Below are 13960 nucleotides of genomic sequence, written 5' to 3'. Positions count from 1 at the left end.
ATCGATGTAAACACCTGTACAGAGACCGATCCGGCCGGAAATCGCTTTCTCGGGGTCGGTACGATCACGTCGACCGAAAGGATGGGGACAGCGTGGCGGCCAGACCAAGACTCAAGGACGTGGCGGAGTACGCCGGGGTCTCCCCCAAGACCGTCTCCAACGTGATCAACGACTTCGAGCACGTCTCGGAGCAGACCCGCGCCGCCGTGCGCGAGGCGATCGACGCGCTGGGCTACCGGGTCAACATCGCGGGCCGTCAGCTACGGCAGGGCTGGACCGGCATGATCACCCTGGTCGTGCCGGAACTCGACGTCGCCTACTTCTCCGAGCTGGCCAAGCACGTCATGACCGAGGCCGACCGGCGCGGCCGCACCGTCCTGCTCCACCAGACCGGAGCCGTGCGCGAACGCGAACTGGCCGCGCTGCGCGGCTTCGACACCCAGTTCTCCGACGGTCTGATCCTCAGCCCGCTGGCCCTGCTCCCCCACGACCTCGCCACCCGTGACCGCAGGCTGCCCGTGGTCCTGCTCGGCGAGCGCTCCGTCGAGGGCAGCACCGACCATGTCGGCATCGACAACACCAGGGCGGCCCGGGACGCCACCGAACACCTGCTCGCCCGGGGGCGGCGCCGCATCGCCGTGATCGGCGGCGCCGTCCGCGGCCGCCAGGGCACCGACCGGCTGCGCACCGACGGCTACCGCGAGGCGCTCAAGGCGGCCGGTCTGCCCTTCGACGCCGGACTGGTGGTGCCGGTGGAGGCGTATCACTGGCAGGACGGGGCCCGGGCCGCGACGGCGCTCATGGAGCGGGCCACTCCCCCGGACGCGCTGCTGTGCCTCAACGACCACATGGCGCTGGGCGCCCTGCGCGCCCTGCACGAGCTGGGCCGTTCGGTGCCCGGCGACCTCGACGTGGTCGGCTTCGACGACATCGAGGCTTCCCGCTTCAGCGTGCCCTCGCTGACGACCGTCGCACCGGACAAGCAAGAGATCGCGCGTGCAGCGGTGTCCCTGCTGCTGGAGCGGATCGACGATCCGGACGGGGGGCCGTTGCAGGATCATGTGGCCGGGCATCAGGTCATCGTGCGGGAGAGCAGCGGGGGCTGACGCAGGGGCGGGCGGCCCGACCGCCTCCATGGGCCCGACACCGGCCGGCCGCCGCTCCGCCTCCGTCCCGCCGCGTAGGGCACGGGCCACCCGCGGGCATCACCCTCGCTGCTGGCACCCGCGCGCGCCCCCGCGCGCTTCCGTGCGCGGGCTCTGATGGCCGAATTCCCGCCATTGATACGGAACTTGGCCGCGCACTGGGTAGTCACATCGCGGTGGCATCGGGGATGGCTTGGGGGCTGACACTGTGGCGCGCTTGTCGTGGACGTCCGGCACCTTCGAGTCACGTCGTGCGCGGCGGCGGCAGACCGTGCGCCTGCTGCGAGCCCGCGGACTGTACGGGCCCCGGTTCCGCGATGTGCTGCCGACGCTCGCGCTCGTGGTGGCGGCGGTGTGCTCCCTGGTCGCGCTGCTCTCCTGGGGCTACCGTGCCGCGGGGATCGCGGTCCCGCTCGCCGGTGCCATGGTCACCGGCTGCGCCGTCACGCTCTGGGTGCGCCGTCGGCGCCCGGGTGCTCGTCGGCGCCTCGGGTACTACACGCCGGACGAGCTTCTCGAACTCGACACCGAGGGTCTCGCGCTGGCCGTGGCACGGATGCTGCGCCGGGACGGGTGGCGGGTGCGGCTGATGCCCGCGCCCGACCGGCCGCGCGTGTGCGCGCGAAACACCGACGGCCGTCACCTGGACGTGGCCTTTCGGCCGGTGGCCGAGCCCCTGCCCGACGAGGACCCGCCCCATCCCCCCACGCGTCGCGGGAAGCCGGACGAGGAGGGCCTCCGCCTTGTCGTTCACCGGGGTACCTTCGCGGCCCGCGACATGCGATGGGCGCGACGGGAGGGCAAGACCTGCCTGCTCGACGGCTCCGCGTTACGGCGATGGGGAGCGGGCGAGCCGCTGGGCGAGCTGCTCTCCGAAGAGGTGTGAGCCCGAGCGGCGCATCGTCGGCCGGCGACTCCCCGGGTGCAGGGCGGCGCCCGTCTGCCGGCTGCCGTGCAGCAGGATGAGCACCAGGAGCGTGGTCAAGATCAACGTACTGACCGTCCCCGCCGAGCAGCGCGAGACGCTGGAGAAGCGCTTCGTCTCCCGTGCGCACGCCGTGGAGAGCTCTGACGGGTTCGAGTGGTTCGAACTCCTGCGGCCCGTCGAGGGCACCGACAACTACCTCGTCTGCACGCGCTGGCGCGACGAGGAGTCCTTCCATACGTGGATGGAGGGTCCGATGAAGGCGGCCCATCAGGGCGGTGGCGGGGAGGGCGGCGAGCGCCCGCGGCCGGCCGCCGGCGGGTCCACCCTGTGGTCCTTCGACGTGGTGCAGCAGGCGGCGGCGCCCAAGGGCGCCTAGCGTCCACGCATCCGGCAGCACCCCACGAGGCCGGCGCCGCGCTGCTCGGGCGGGCTTCAGGCGTCGGCCCCATCGGCAGCGGGGGTGCGCTGTGCCTCGTAGCGGAGAGCCGCGCCGGTGAGCAGCGCGCCGAGCCCCTCCCACAGGCCGACGCCAAGGAAGCCGGAAGGGGCGCGTCCGCCGATCACCGCGTGAAGACCGTGCACGTCAGCAGCCGGAAGGGGACGGTCCAGCGGAAGAACGCCTTCCAGTCCGAGAGAGCGGCCGGCACGTAGTACACGCCCATGTTGACCGCCGCCATGGAGGAGGCGGTCACGAAGACCAGGGTGTGGTCTCCCTCCGTGCGCCGGGACCACTCGGGGTCGTAAAGCCCATGGCGGTGAGGAGGACGTCCGGCGCAACCAGCCCCACGACGCCCAGGGCTGCGGCGAGGGCGCCGAACACGGCCATGGTCCAGCCGGACGGGGAGCGGGGCGGAAACCGCACTGAGTCCTCTGCTTCTTAAGGGTGTTGGGCTTGCTGTAGTCCTCTGCTTATCGCGTTGGCACGGCGTGTGATCCCGCGCGGGCTCACGGCCTGAAGTCGACCTACCGCCGCCTGCGGCGACCCGGCACAATGGGCGCCGCCGTTTCCAACGGTCGGCGCAGACACGCTGCATCACACCGGCATCACCGCACCGAAACCCAGCACACCTGACCAACCCTTCGACGGTCTTCGGGGAGTTGTGGGCGATGAGAGCACGCCGTACCACCATGGGACGTTTCCGGCCGACCGCCCGCGCACTGAGCCTGCTCGTCGTGACCTTCCTCGCCGTGTCCGCAACGGGCGCGGCCGCCGCGCCTGAGGCCGACACAGTGACGGCACCCGCGACGCAGGCCTCACCCTACGCACCGGCACGCACCGCCTCGGCCGTCGAGGCCCTGGGGATCGCCGGGACGGCCTGGGCCGTGGACCAGCGCAACGGGACACTGCGGGTCCACGCCGACTCCACGGTGACGGACACCGATCTCGCCCGGCTCCGACAGGTCGCCGCGCGTTTCGCCGGTGGTATGACCCTCGAACGGCAGGACGGCAGGCTCCGCACCCTCGTGTCGGGCGGCGACGGCGTCTACGCCTCCGGCCTGCGCTGCTCGGCGGGGGTCAACGTGCGCAGCGGAACCACGTACTACTTCGTCACCGCCGGGCACTGCACGGACACCACGTCCACCTGGTACACCAGTTCCGCCCAGACCACCGCGATCGGCCCCACCACCAGCAGCAGCTTCCCGGGCGACGACTTCGGCGTCGTACGCTACGCCAACGCGGCCGTGCCGCACCCCGGCACGATCGGAACCATCGACGTCACCGGCACCGCGACCGCCTACGTCGGCCAGAGCGTCTGCCGCCGCGGCGCGACCACCGGTGTCCACTGCGGCAGGGTCACCGCGCTGAACGCAACCGTCAACTACGGCGGCGGCACCACCGTCTACGGACTCATCCAGACCAACATCTGCGCCGAACCCGGCGACAGCGGCGGCCCGCTCTACGCCGGCGACAAGGTCATCGGCATCCTCTCCGGCGGTTCCGGCAACTGCGCCACCGGCGGGACCACCTACTACCAGCCCATCCAGGAAGTCCTCGCCATCCACGGCCTGTCCGTCTACTGACGCACAGGGCGCCCGAAGCCCCGGTTCAGAGCGTGCGGATTGTGGACCCGGCCTCACGGCACGCTGCCCAGTCTCGGGCCGCAGCAGTGAGCGCAGCACGGTGAGGCAGCGGGCGCATACGCTCCCATTCCTCCCACGCGGCGTAGACGGTGCGCGCAAAGACGGTCACGGTCGCCGGGTCAGCCGCGCGGTAGGCGGGAACTTGTCGGGCGATCGCCTCGACCTGCTCGGGGCGGGCTCGGGGCCAGAGTTCTGGGACCCGTCCCGCCGGAGTCTTGCGGTACTCCGACGGGAGGGGCGTTTCGTGGTGCGACCCTGACCCTGCGGTCGCCGTGGGCCCCTCCCCGGGGTGGGTGCCGCGTCAGTGACGGCGTGGCGCGTTCGCGCAGCGGCAGTGGATCCGGCCGGCCCGTGCCACGCCGCCGGAAGGGCTGACCTGGTCGTACGGCACCCAAGCATCACCCGCCTCGATCGGCTTGTCGCAGGCCAGGCACATCACCAGGCCGGTCAGCGTGTCGAAGTGATCACACGGGGCCACGATGGACCGGGCGAGCCGCCTGACACGGTCGACCTCGCCGTGCAGGCCCACGGACTCGGGCTCCTCCAGACGCCGCCGGGCCTCGCCGACACCGGCCAGCGCCACCCTCGGAACGTCGTCCGGGGGCAGGACCTCGGCGAGCTGCCCGATCCGCGGGATCAGCTGCCCCAGGTAGTTGTGGAAACCCTGACTGAAGAGCTTCACGCTCTGATGGCGCGGCACCGTGCGCTGGTCCAGGAGCCAGGTCGCTGCGGCGCGCAGTTGTCTCAAGTCAGAGCATGAATCGTTTCAAGATGGAAACCTAGAAAGATCACCAAGAAACGTCAAGTGGTCAATCGGCTTGCTATCGCAGGGATTTATGTCCCTTATCAGGCAGCGAACTTGGTGGTGCAGACCCATTGACTTCACACGGTCGCCACCTCTAGCTTCCGATGCAAAGTTTTGCTTGAAACCTTTCATGGCATCCGGGGATGCTGGCCTGCTCATGGTGAGGAGCTCCCATGCACCAGCCCGATCCGGGCTCCGTCCCGACACTGGCGCCGAAAGACATCTCCAAGCCCATGGGATCCGTACGGACCCTGCAGGGTGTCTCGTTGAGCCTTCTCCCCCACGAAGTCCATGCCCTCGCCGGGGAGAACGGGCCAGAAGATCGCCTCTCATCAAGATCCTCGCCGGGATGCGCCGTCCCGATTCCAGAACGGTCCTGCTCAACGGCGCGCCGGACGTCATCCACGGGCCGGCCGACGCGCGGGACGCCGGCATCACGGTCCTCTGCCAGGACCACACATCTCTTTCCCGAGCTCTCCGCCACCGAGAACATCTTCATAGGCCGTCAGCTGCTCGGCGCGTTGTGCCGCATCGACCATCACGCCGTCCACGAAAGGGCTGCCGCACTGATGGGCCGGCTGGGCGTCGCACTCGATGCCGAGCGGCTCGTCCGCGGTCTGTCGATCGCCGCCCAGCAGGTCGTCGAGACCGCCAAGGCCCTGTCCTTCGACACTCGCGTCCTGATCGTCAGGGGTTCCTCCCCCACAAAGCCCGCGCGCCAGGCGCGCTGACCCAGGCTCGTTGAACCCTCTTTTTCTCCCTTCTTCACGCTCCACCCGCATAGAGAGCGAAGCGTCATGAGCCGAAGCTGGAATCGTCGTGTCTTTTTGCGCGCCGCCGTGGCAACGGCGGCGGTGGGGGCGACGTCGTCGTACACCACCGTGAATCAAGCAGCCGCGAAAACTCCTCACCAGCCCGGCCCACGAGCCGGGCGGCTGCGCGTCGAGCGGACCACGGTCGAATACGCGGAGAATCTCCTGGGCACGGACTCCGCCATTCCCCGCCTGAGCTGGGAGCTCGCCGCCGACGGCCATGGGGCGCGGCAGAGCGCGTACCAGGTTCGCGTTGCCGCCGACCGCGGCAACCTGAGCCGTCGGCCGCTCTGGGACTCCGGCCGTGTCGACTCCGACCGTACGGTGGGGGTCCCCTACTCAGGCCCTGGGCTGCGCGACCGTACCCGCTACCACTGGCAGGTCCGCGTCTGGGACGAGCATGGGCGCGCCTCAGCCTGGAGTGCGGTGCGCTGGTGGGAGACCGCGCTGCCCGCCGATGGCTGGCAGGCCCGCTGGATCGGCGCGGACGCACCACCGGCGCCGCCCGGCGTCGAGGGCACCTCATGGATCTGGGCGCCGGGCCCGCCCCTTTGGAGCACGCCGGTCGGACCGCGCTGGTTCCGGGCTGCACTTGAGCTGCCTGCCGACGCTGCCGTCACCCGGGCGAGAATGACCGTCACCGCCGACGACGACTTCACGCTCCATCTCGACGGGCATCAGGTGCTGCACCAGCCGGAGCGCACGGACAGCTGGCGCACCGCTCACACGGCCGATGTCACCGAGCAGGTGCGTGCGGCGGGCCGACGGGTCGTGGTGGCTGTCGTCGCCACCAACCGGGGCAGCGGCGTCAATCCGGCCGGTCTGTTGCTCCGGCTCGACGTGGAGACGAGTTCAGGCAGCCACCAGCTCGTCACCGGAGAGGGATGGCGGGCCGGCGAAACCGAGCAGGAAGGCTGGCAGCGGCCCGACCACGACGACAGCGCCTGGGCCCCTGCCACCGTTCTCGCACCGTACGGCGAGGGGCCGTGGGGCCGGGGCGTCAGCATCGGCACACCGGAGCTGCCCGCGCCGCTGCTGCGCCGGGAGTTCACCGTACGCAAGCCGATCGCGCGCGCCCGGCTGTACATCAGCGGACTGGCCTACTACGACGCGGAGATCAACGGCCGACGGGTTGGCCGCCAGGTCCTCGACCCCGGCTTCACCGACTACGACGAGACTGTCCTTTACGCAGTCCACGACGTCACGGAGCGAATCAACCGTGGAGTCAACGCCATCGGCGTCACCCTGGGCCGGGGCTTCTTCGGCATGACCACTGCGAACGTGTGGAACTGGCACACCCCTCCCTGGCACGGGGAGCCCCGGCTCCTCGCCCAGTTGGAGATCGACCACCCCGATGGCACCCGCACCACCGTCGCCTCGGGCCCCGACTGGCGGATCACCGAGGGCCCGACTCTCACCAACTCCCTCTACGCGGGCGAGACCTACGACGCACGGCACGCGCCGCACGGCTGGACTCGGCCCGGCTTCGACGACAGCGGCTGGCGGGCCGCCGCCGTGCAAAGCGCCCCGAAGGGAACCGTGCGCGCCCAGCCGCACGATCCCATCGAGGTGACCGAGACCATCCGCCCCACCGCCATCAGCGAGCTTCGCCCCGGCGTGTATGTCGTCGACATGGGCCGCACCCTGGCGGGCTGGACCCGGCTCACTGTCACCGCCGATGCCGGGACCACGATCCGCCTGGTGCACGGCGAGAAACTCAAGGACGACGGCAGCGTGCATGCCCAGACGGACCATGTCCCAGGGCGTTTCCAGACGGACGAGTACGTGTGCGCAGGAAGCGGCGAGGAGGTCTGGGAACCCAAGTTCTCCTACAAGGGCTTTCGTTACGTCCAGGTCAGCGGGCTGCCGCATCGCCCCACTCCCGATCAGGTCCTCGGCAGGGTCGTGCACACAAGGGTCGAGGAAGTAAGCGAGTTCCGCTGCTCGGAGCCGTTCTACGAACGGCTCGACAAGGCGATGCGGCGCACGATCCTCAACAACCTCCACGGTATCCCGACCGACACGCCGATGTACGAGAAGAACGGCTGGACCGGCGACGCCCAGCTCGGGGCACCCGTCATGGCGTATGCGTTCGGGGTCCACCGCTTCTTGTCCAAGTGGCTCGGCGACCTCGCAGACAGCCAGCTCGCCGACGGCCATCTTCCGGTCATCGTCCCCAGCGGCGGCTGGGGCTACAACGAACTGGGGCCATCGCCGGAATGGACGACCGTCTACCCCTTCGTGATCCGGGAGATGTACCGGGTGTACGGCGACGACCATCTCGCCCAAAGCCACTGGCCGACGCTCACCCGCTATCTCGACTGGGAGCTCTCCCGACTGCGCGACGGTCTCGCCGTCACCGCGCTGGGCGACTTCCTGCCGCCCGGCTACGGCGGCAACCCACCTGAGGACACCCGGCTGACCGCCACCGCCTATCTGCACCGGGCCCTCATCCACACCGCGGAGATGGGCGACGTCCTTGGTGAGAAAGCGACCGCGGACCGCTACCGCGCCGCGGCCGAGGGCCTCAAGTCCGCCTTCAACACCGCCTTTCTCGACCCGACAGCCGGTCACTACCGCACCAGCAGGGACCCTGGATACCGGCAGACCAGCAACGCGATACCGCTCGTCTTCGGCCTCGTTCCCACATCCGCTCGCGCGAGCGTCACCAAGAGCCTCGTCGACGACATCGCCACCCGTGGCAACCACCTCAACACCGGCGCGCTGGGCACCAGCGTGCTGCTGCGGGCACTGACCGCCGAGGGACACCCGGAGGTCGCCCACGCCATCGCCACCCAGCGAACCTACCCGAGCTGGGGATACTGGTTCGATCAAGGCGCCGACACCATGTGGGAAATGTGGCAGCTCGACTCACGCTCGCGCGACCACTACTTCCACGGCACGGTCGCGCAGTGGCTCCACGAGAACGTCGCCGGCCTGCGTCCCGGTGATGCGGGCTACCACACCTTCACCGTACGCCCCGACGCCCGTACGGGAGTGGACTGGGCACGTACGTCGATCCGGACAGTGAGAGGCAGAGCTTCGGTCGACTGGGCGCGCTCCGGCGACAGTCTGCGCCTTGCGGTCGAGGTGCCAGTGGGCGCGGAGGCCGAGGTACATGTGCCGGCGGCCCGGCGGCAGGACACGGCCGCGCCGCACTGGGCGGAGTATGTACGGTCCGAGCCCGGCCACGTCGTCTACCGCGTGCCACACGGCAAGTGGGAATTCGCCGCGAAGGCCGAGTCTGGCTAGGCCCAATGCCGTTGTTTTAGGCCGCGGGCGTAGGCTGCTCGGTGGTGGTCCCGGGGGTGGTTCGGGTGTCGGCGAGTGTGTCTGAGTTATCGGGTCTGGGGCTGTTGACCTGGGTGTATCCGCCGGGGTTGGTGGATCGGGTGGTAGCCGCTTGCGGGTGCGCAGAACAACGCAAACGGCTCCTTCCCGCACGGCTGGTGGTGTACTTCGTGCTGGGGCTGGAGCTGTTCTCTCCGGCTCCGTATCTGGAAGTGATGCGGCACCTGGTCCAGGGTCTGCGGGGCCAGGGGCTGCTGAGCGGCTGGCACGTGCCGGCGAAGTCCTCGCTGTTTCGGGCCCGGCAGCGGCTGGGCTCAGAGCCCTTGCGGGTGCTGTTCGCCACGACAGCCAAGCCGATGGCCACCGAGGCGACGCCCGGCGCGTTCTGGCGTGGCTTGCGGCTGCTGGCCGTGGACGGCACCTGCTGGGACGTCGCGGACACCGAAGCCAACGAGGCCGCGTTCGGACGTCCGGGCAGCGGCCGCGGGACGGGCCAGAGCGCGTTTCCCCAGGTGCGGATGGCTGCGCTGGTGGAGGTGGGCAGTCATGCGCTGCTGGACGCGGAACTCGCCGGCTGCCGCACCGGGGAAGTCACCCTGGTCGGCCGCCTGCCCCGTTCGGCCGGTCCCGGCCAGCTCGTCCTGGCCGACCGTGAGTTCCTCGGTGTCCCGTTGTGGCAGGCATTCACCGCCACCGGCGCCGATCTGCTGTGGCGGGTGCCCGCCAACCGTGTCCTGCCGGTGATCAAGCAGTTCCGTGACGGGTCGTGGCTCTCACAGATCCGCGCCAGTGGCGGCCCTGCCCGGCAGGAGCCGGTCGTAGTCCATGTCCTGGCCTACCAGCTCAAGGACCAGGTCGGTGAGGGCGCAGCTGACGGCTACCGCCTGGTCACCACGCTGCTGGACGCCCGACGGTATCCGGCCCGGCAACTGGCCGCGCTCTACTGCGAACGCTGGGAGGTCAAGTCCGTCTTCGCCGAGATCAAAACCCATCAGCGCGGCGCCCGGGTCGTCCTCAGCAGCAAAACCCCTGATGGTGTCCGCCAGCAGATCTGGGCGCACCTGCTGGTCCACCACGCCCTGCGTGAGCTCATGCTGAGAACGGCGGCCACCCGTGGCCTGGATCCCGACCGGGTCTCCTTCACCGAAACCCTGCGCTCTGCCCGACGCAGCGTGACCGTCACGCCGGGCAGTTTTTCCCCCTGACCTCCTGGTCACAGCCCTGCTGATGCTCGAGCAGGACCTCCTGGAACGGCTCCTGCCCGTCAGACGTCTGCGCAGCCAGCCCCGAGTCGTGAAACGCAAGATGTCCAACTACCGGCTCAAACGGGCTGAACACCATGCCTGGCCCCAACCCACCCGCACCGGCACCCAAGCCATCCTCATCACAAGACCCCAACCCGCAGGCGCGTAATGCAACGGCATTGTGGCTAGGCCGTGTCCGGCGGATCTTGTGACTGCCCCAGCCTTGGTTCGTTGGCATGCTCATGGGGCGGGGAGATCTCACAAATGAAGAATGGGCTCGGCTGAAGCCGCATCTACCGAAGTCCGGTCAGCGCGGGGGCCGTTGGGAGAGTCATCGCAGGGTGATCAACGGGATTCTGTTCCGGCAGCGCACCGGGGTACCGTGGCGGGATCTGCCTGCGCGTTTCGGTCGGTGGAAGACCGTGTACGAGCGGCATCGGCGCTGGTCAGCAGATGGCACATGGGACAAGCTCTTCGCGGCTGTCCTCGCCGATGCTGACGCGGAAGGCCGCATCGACTGGTCCATGGTGAGCGTGGACTCCACCTCCTGCCGGGCCCACCAACACGCCGCGGGAGCACGTAAGAAACCCCCGCGGCTTCCGGGAAAAGACACACGCCCCTGCAGCACCGCCCCGATGAGGGCCTGGGACGCTCACGGGGCGGCCTGACCTGCAAGATCCACCTTGCCGGTGAGGGCGGACGCCGCCCACTCGCCTTGCTGATCACCCCGGGGCAGTGGGCGACGCTCCGCAGCTCATCCCGGTCATGGAGCGTGTCCGTGTCGCCCGCCGGGATGGCGGGCGACCGCGGACTCGGCCTGGCCACCTCGGCGGAGACAAGGCTTACTCATCCCGTCGCAACCGCCGCTACCTGCGGCAACGCCAGATCAAGCACACGATCCCCGAACCGAAGAACCAGCGGGCCAACCGACAGCACAAAGGCAGCAGGGGCGGTCGGCCCGCTGGCTTCGACAGGACGATCTACAAACGCAGGAACGAGGTGGAGCGGACGATCAATGCCCTCAAGAGCTTCCGGGCTGTGGCGACGAGGTTCGACAAACGCGCCTACGTCTTCTACGGCACCGTCACCGTTGCCTCGATCCGACTTTGGCTCCGGTCGCGACCCACCGGAGAGACCTAGTAGTACCCCTTCGCCCCGTCAAGCAGTCCCTCACGATGTCCGCGTGCCCTGCGTGCCGTCCGGTCTCCTCGACGAGATGGATGAGCATCCAGCGGAGGTTGGCGTTGCCGGAGCGGCAGTCGGGGTGGCGGCCGACGTCATCCAAAGAGGCCGCGGCCACGATCTCGTTGCTTCGGGCGCACTGGGCCTCGTACGACGCACACGCGCGGCCGGGAGTGCGTCCCATCGCTTCGAGGGAACTGGATGTGCACCACCGGCCGTCGTTCAGGCCCGGGTGTAGCCGCCGTCGGCGAAGAGTTCGGCGCCGGTGACGAACGACGAGGCGTCCGAAGCCAGGAAGAGGGCGGCCTCGGCGATTTCCTCGGCGTCAGCCAGCCGCCCCAGTGGCACGACGGCCTCGGCGAACTGGTCGACGTCCGGCCCCGCGGCGCCCAGCAGGCCAGGGGTCCGCGTGGGTCCCGGGCTGAGCACGTTGACCCGGAATCGGCGCTCCCGCGACTGCCGGGCCCAGTTGTGCACGAGGTTGCTCACCGCCGCCTTCGAGGCGCTGTAGACCTCGAGTTGCTCATTGGGCCGCACGCTGTTGCTCGAGCCGACGACCAGGATGGAGGCGTTCTCCGCCAGCAGCGGAAGCGCCTTCTGAACGGTGAATAGTGGGCCCTTGACGTTGACGGCGAGCGTCAGGTCGACGTTCGCCTCGGTGTGGGCGCCGAGCGCGGCGTCCGCGACGATTCCCGCGTTGGCCACCAGCACGTCGATGCGTCCGGCCTCCTCGCGGACTCGCGCGTAGAGCGCGTCCAGGTCGGCCAGGACCGAGACGTCGGATCGTACGCCGGTGGCCGCAGGGCCCATCTCCTTGACTGCCGCTTCGAGGCGGTCGATGTCCCGGCCGGTCACGAAGACCCGTGCGCCCTCCCGGACGAAGCGGTGGGCGATGGCCAGCCCGATCCCGCTGGTCCCTCCGGTGATCACGGCCACCTTCTCCTGCAGCACGCCTGGCATGTCGAACCCCTTCAGTTATGGAATGGATCGTCCATAACGTAGACAGTAATGGACGATCGAGTCAAGAATGGTTAGGCTGAGACCATGCCGAGACCACGCGAGTTCGACGAACGCCAAGTCCTGGAGCGGGCCCGGGAACAGTTCTGGGCGACCGGCTATGCAGGAACCCGGATGGACGACATCGCCCAGGCGACCGGCCTGGGCAAGGGCAGCCTGTACGGCGCATTCGGCGACAAGGGCAAGCTGTTCCACCGCGTGTTTGGCGACTGGTGCACCGCAGTCGTTGAGGTGGCCGAAGGGCGGCTGGCAGGTGGCCCGGACGCAGAGGCCTTGGCCCGGCTGTCGGGATACGTGCACCTAATGGCGGAGAACACCGCCTCAGACACCGAGCGCCGCGGGTGCCTGTTGGCCAAGGGCGCGGCGGAACTGGCCCAGCACGATCCGACGGTCGCCGGACGGTCGGCCGAGACCATGACGGCACTGCTGACCCTGCTGCGGACGGAGATCAGCGCCGCCCAGCGCCACGGCGACATCGATAGCGCTGCGGATCCGGAGCGGTTGGCGGCACTGCTGTTGACGGTGGTCCGCGGTATCGAGGCGGTAGGCAAGGCCGGCCTGGACCCGGAGACGCTGCGGAACATTGCAGACACCGCACTGGCGGTCCTGCCCATGCCCGAGGGGCAGAAACGCCTCACAAGCGGGCGCAGCCCGGCCCGCGAGAACTAACTTGGTGCCATCACGGCCACATGATCCGCCGGACAGTGCCTACTGACCTTTTCGGTTTGCGTTCGAGTGGTGACGTTGGGTGATCCCTGCGGTATGCCGGTGTTATGCGGTACGCGGATGGTGGGGGCCTGACTGCTGAGCGGCGGGCTGCGCGTGAGGTGATCCGGCTGGAGGCCGGGCAGAGGTTCGCACGAGGTGACAGGACTTCGGACATCGCCAAGGACCTGCGGGTGAGCGAGCGTTCGGTGGAGCAATGGCGCCGCAACTGGCGTGAAGGCGGCATGGAGGGTCTGAAATCGAAGGGACCCGCGAAACTGCCGAAGCTGTCGGACGAACGGTTCGCCCTGCTGGAACAGGAGCTGGCCAAAGGGCCGGCCGCGCATGGCTGGGAAGACCAGCGGTGGACGCTGGAACGCGTCAGAACGCTGATCGGCCGCCAGTTCAAGGTCAGTTGCTCGATCGCGGGAGTGTGGCGGCTCCTGCACCGCCATGGCTGGTCCTGGCAGAGCCCCGCCCGTCGCGCACGGGAACGTGACGAACACGCGGTCGAGCTCTGGAAGAAGGACGTGTGGCCGCAGGTGGAAGCACCGCGGCGGCGCTCGGGGCCTCCATCGTCTTCGAGGACGAGGCCGGGTTGGCGATGGGCTCAGTCAAGATTTTCGTGATGGGGTGACCGGACGTCACTTCGTGGGGCCAGGAGGACGCGTTTGCGGAGGAGGGCGAAACCGGCTCTGCCATACATCTGTCGTTTGAGCATCTTGATCCGGTTGATGTGGCCTTCGACA

At 69.2% G+C, this 13960-nt stretch carries 12 protein-coding genes and 3 pseudogenes; 10 read left to right on the top strand and 5 right to left on the bottom strand.

Annotation, left to right across the window (positions count from 1 at the left end; genetic code table 11):
* The first annotated feature begins 92 nt into the window (after nt 1-92).
* From ACFV7R_RS38390 to ACFV7R_RS38380, 3 genes are all read left to right on the top strand, one after another.
* A complete protein-coding gene (locus tag ACFV7R_RS38390; protein WP_385272620.1) occupies nt 93-1106 on the top strand; it encodes a LacI family DNA-binding transcriptional regulator in 1014 nt (337 codons plus the stop codon).
* Nucleotides 1107-1353: 247 nt separating this feature from the next.
* Nucleotides 1354-2031 carry a hypothetical protein gene (locus ACFV7R_RS38385; protein WP_385272760.1) on the top strand — a complete coding sequence of 226 codons (678 nt, stop codon included), beginning with the start codon at nt 1354-1356 and terminating at the stop codon, nt 2029-2031.
* Between the two features lie 76 nt (nt 2032-2107).
* Nucleotides 2108-2449, top strand: a complete 342-nt coding sequence (locus tag ACFV7R_RS38380) for an antibiotic biosynthesis monooxygenase family protein (RefSeq protein ID WP_385272617.1) — start codon at nt 2108-2110, stop codon at nt 2447-2449.
* Nucleotides 2450-2505: 56 nt separating this feature from the next.
* On the opposite strand, the gene ACFV7R_RS38375 is transcribed toward ACFV7R_RS38380, so the two are convergent.
* Together ACFV7R_RS38375 and ACFV7R_RS38370 are read right to left on the bottom strand one after the other, a co-directional pair.
* Nucleotides 2506-2655: a hypothetical protein gene (locus ACFV7R_RS38375; protein ID WP_385272615.1), complete on the bottom strand. Its 150-nt coding sequence runs from the start codon at nt 2653-2655 to the stop codon at nt 2506-2508.
* Complete coding sequence (locus ACFV7R_RS38370; RefSeq protein WP_385272612.1) at nt 2634-2765, bottom strand: hypothetical protein; 132 nt, start codon at nt 2763-2765, stop codon at nt 2634-2636. Before ACFV7R_RS38370 ends, ACFV7R_RS38375 begins: the two co-directional genes overlap by 22 nt.
* A 415-nt stretch (nt 2766-3180) precedes the next feature.
* On the opposite strand from ACFV7R_RS38370, the gene ACFV7R_RS38365 reads away from it, so the two are divergent.
* Nucleotides 3181-4095, top strand: a complete 915-nt coding sequence (locus ACFV7R_RS38365) for a S1 family peptidase (RefSeq protein ID WP_385272609.1) — start codon at nt 3181-3183, stop codon at nt 4093-4095.
* Nucleotides 4096-4456: 361 nt separating this feature from the next.
* Here ACFV7R_RS38365 and ACFV7R_RS38360 read toward each other — a convergent pair whose 3' ends face one another.
* Nucleotides 4457-4903, bottom strand: coding sequence for a DUF6415 family natural product biosynthesis protein (locus tag ACFV7R_RS38360; RefSeq protein ID WP_385272607.1), 447 nt, complete (start codon nt 4901-4903; stop codon nt 4457-4459).
* Between the two features lie 230 nt (nt 4904-5133).
* Here ACFV7R_RS38360 and ACFV7R_RS38355 point away from each other — a divergent pair.
* The 4 genes and pseudogenes from ACFV7R_RS38355 to ACFV7R_RS38340 all read left to right on the top strand — a co-directional run.
* Nucleotides 5134-5649 (top strand): annotated as a pseudogene (locus tag ACFV7R_RS38355) (ATP-binding cassette domain-containing protein); the annotation flags it as partial.
* A gap of 108 nt (nt 5650-5757) precedes the next feature.
* Nucleotides 5758-9024 (top strand): family 78 glycoside hydrolase catalytic domain, encoded by a 3267-nt coding sequence (locus ACFV7R_RS38350; protein ID WP_385272604.1) that lies wholly within the window; start codon nt 5758-5760, stop codon nt 9022-9024.
* Nucleotides 9025-9065: 41 nt separating this feature from the next.
* Nucleotides 9066-10268 (top strand): IS4 family transposase, encoded by a 1203-nt coding sequence (locus ACFV7R_RS38345; RefSeq protein ID WP_385272601.1) that lies wholly within the window; start codon nt 9066-9068, stop codon nt 10266-10268.
* Nucleotides 10269-10549: 281 nt separating this feature from the next.
* Nucleotides 10550-11447: pseudogene (locus ACFV7R_RS38340) on the top strand (IS5 family transposase).
* Here the strand turns inward: ACFV7R_RS38340 and ACFV7R_RS38335 are convergent.
* Together ACFV7R_RS38335 and ACFV7R_RS38330 are read right to left on the bottom strand one after the other, a co-directional pair.
* Nucleotides 11444-11646 (bottom strand): annotated as a pseudogene (locus ACFV7R_RS38335) (DUF664 domain-containing protein); the annotation flags it as partial. The pseudogenes ACFV7R_RS38340 and ACFV7R_RS38335 overlap by 4 nt on opposite strands.
* 65 nt (nt 11647-11711) lie before the next feature.
* A complete protein-coding gene (locus tag ACFV7R_RS38330) occupies nt 11712-12449 on the bottom strand; it encodes an SDR family oxidoreductase (RefSeq protein WP_357722865.1) in 738 nt (245 codons plus the stop codon).
* A gap of 84 nt (nt 12450-12533) precedes the next feature.
* Here ACFV7R_RS38330 and ACFV7R_RS38325 point away from each other — a divergent pair, with 84 nt between their 5' ends.
* Nucleotides 12534-13175 (top strand): TetR/AcrR family transcriptional regulator, encoded by a 642-nt coding sequence (locus ACFV7R_RS38325; RefSeq protein WP_385272598.1) that lies wholly within the window; start codon nt 12534-12536, stop codon nt 13173-13175.
* Between the two features lie 104 nt (nt 13176-13279).
* Nucleotides 13280-13840, top strand: coding sequence for a winged helix-turn-helix domain-containing protein (locus ACFV7R_RS38320; protein ID WP_385272595.1), 561 nt, complete (start codon nt 13280-13282; stop codon nt 13838-13840).
* Nucleotides 13841-13960 lie beyond the last annotated feature (120 nt).

The sequence above is a fragment of the Streptomyces sp. NPDC059866 genome (genome assembly GCF_042731325.1).
In the GTDB taxonomy this organism is placed as follows: Bacteria; Actinomycetota; Actinomycetes; order Streptomycetales; family Streptomycetaceae; genus Streptomyces; species Streptomyces flavusporus.
This window is presented reverse-complemented; position numbering and strand designations above follow the sequence as displayed.

What these genes read in the sequence shown, in the direction of transcription:
- ACFV7R_RS38380 (WP_385272617.1), top strand. Translation starts at nt 2,108, where the DNA reads ATGAGCACCAGGAGCGTGGTCAAGATCAACGTACTGACCGTCCCCGCC.
- ACFV7R_RS38365 (WP_385272609.1), top strand. Translation starts at nt 3,181, where the DNA reads ATGAGAGCACGCCGTACCACCATGGGACGTTTCCGGCCGACCGCCCGC.
- ACFV7R_RS38350 (WP_385272604.1), top strand. Translation starts at nt 5,758, where the DNA reads ATGAGCCGAAGCTGGAATCGTCGTGTCTTTTTGCGCGCCGCCGTGGCA.
- ACFV7R_RS38330 (WP_357722865.1), bottom strand. Translation starts at nt 12,449, where the DNA reads ATGCCAGGCGTGCTGCAGGAGAAGGTGGCCGTGATCACCGGAGGGACC.
- ACFV7R_RS38325 (WP_385272598.1), top strand. Translation starts at nt 12,534, where the DNA reads ATGCCGAGACCACGCGAGTTCGACGAACGCCAAGTCCTGGAGCGGGCC.
- ACFV7R_RS38320 (WP_385272595.1), top strand. Translation starts at nt 13,280, where the DNA reads ATGCGGTACGCGGATGGTGGGGGCCTGACTGCTGAGCGGCGGGCTGCG.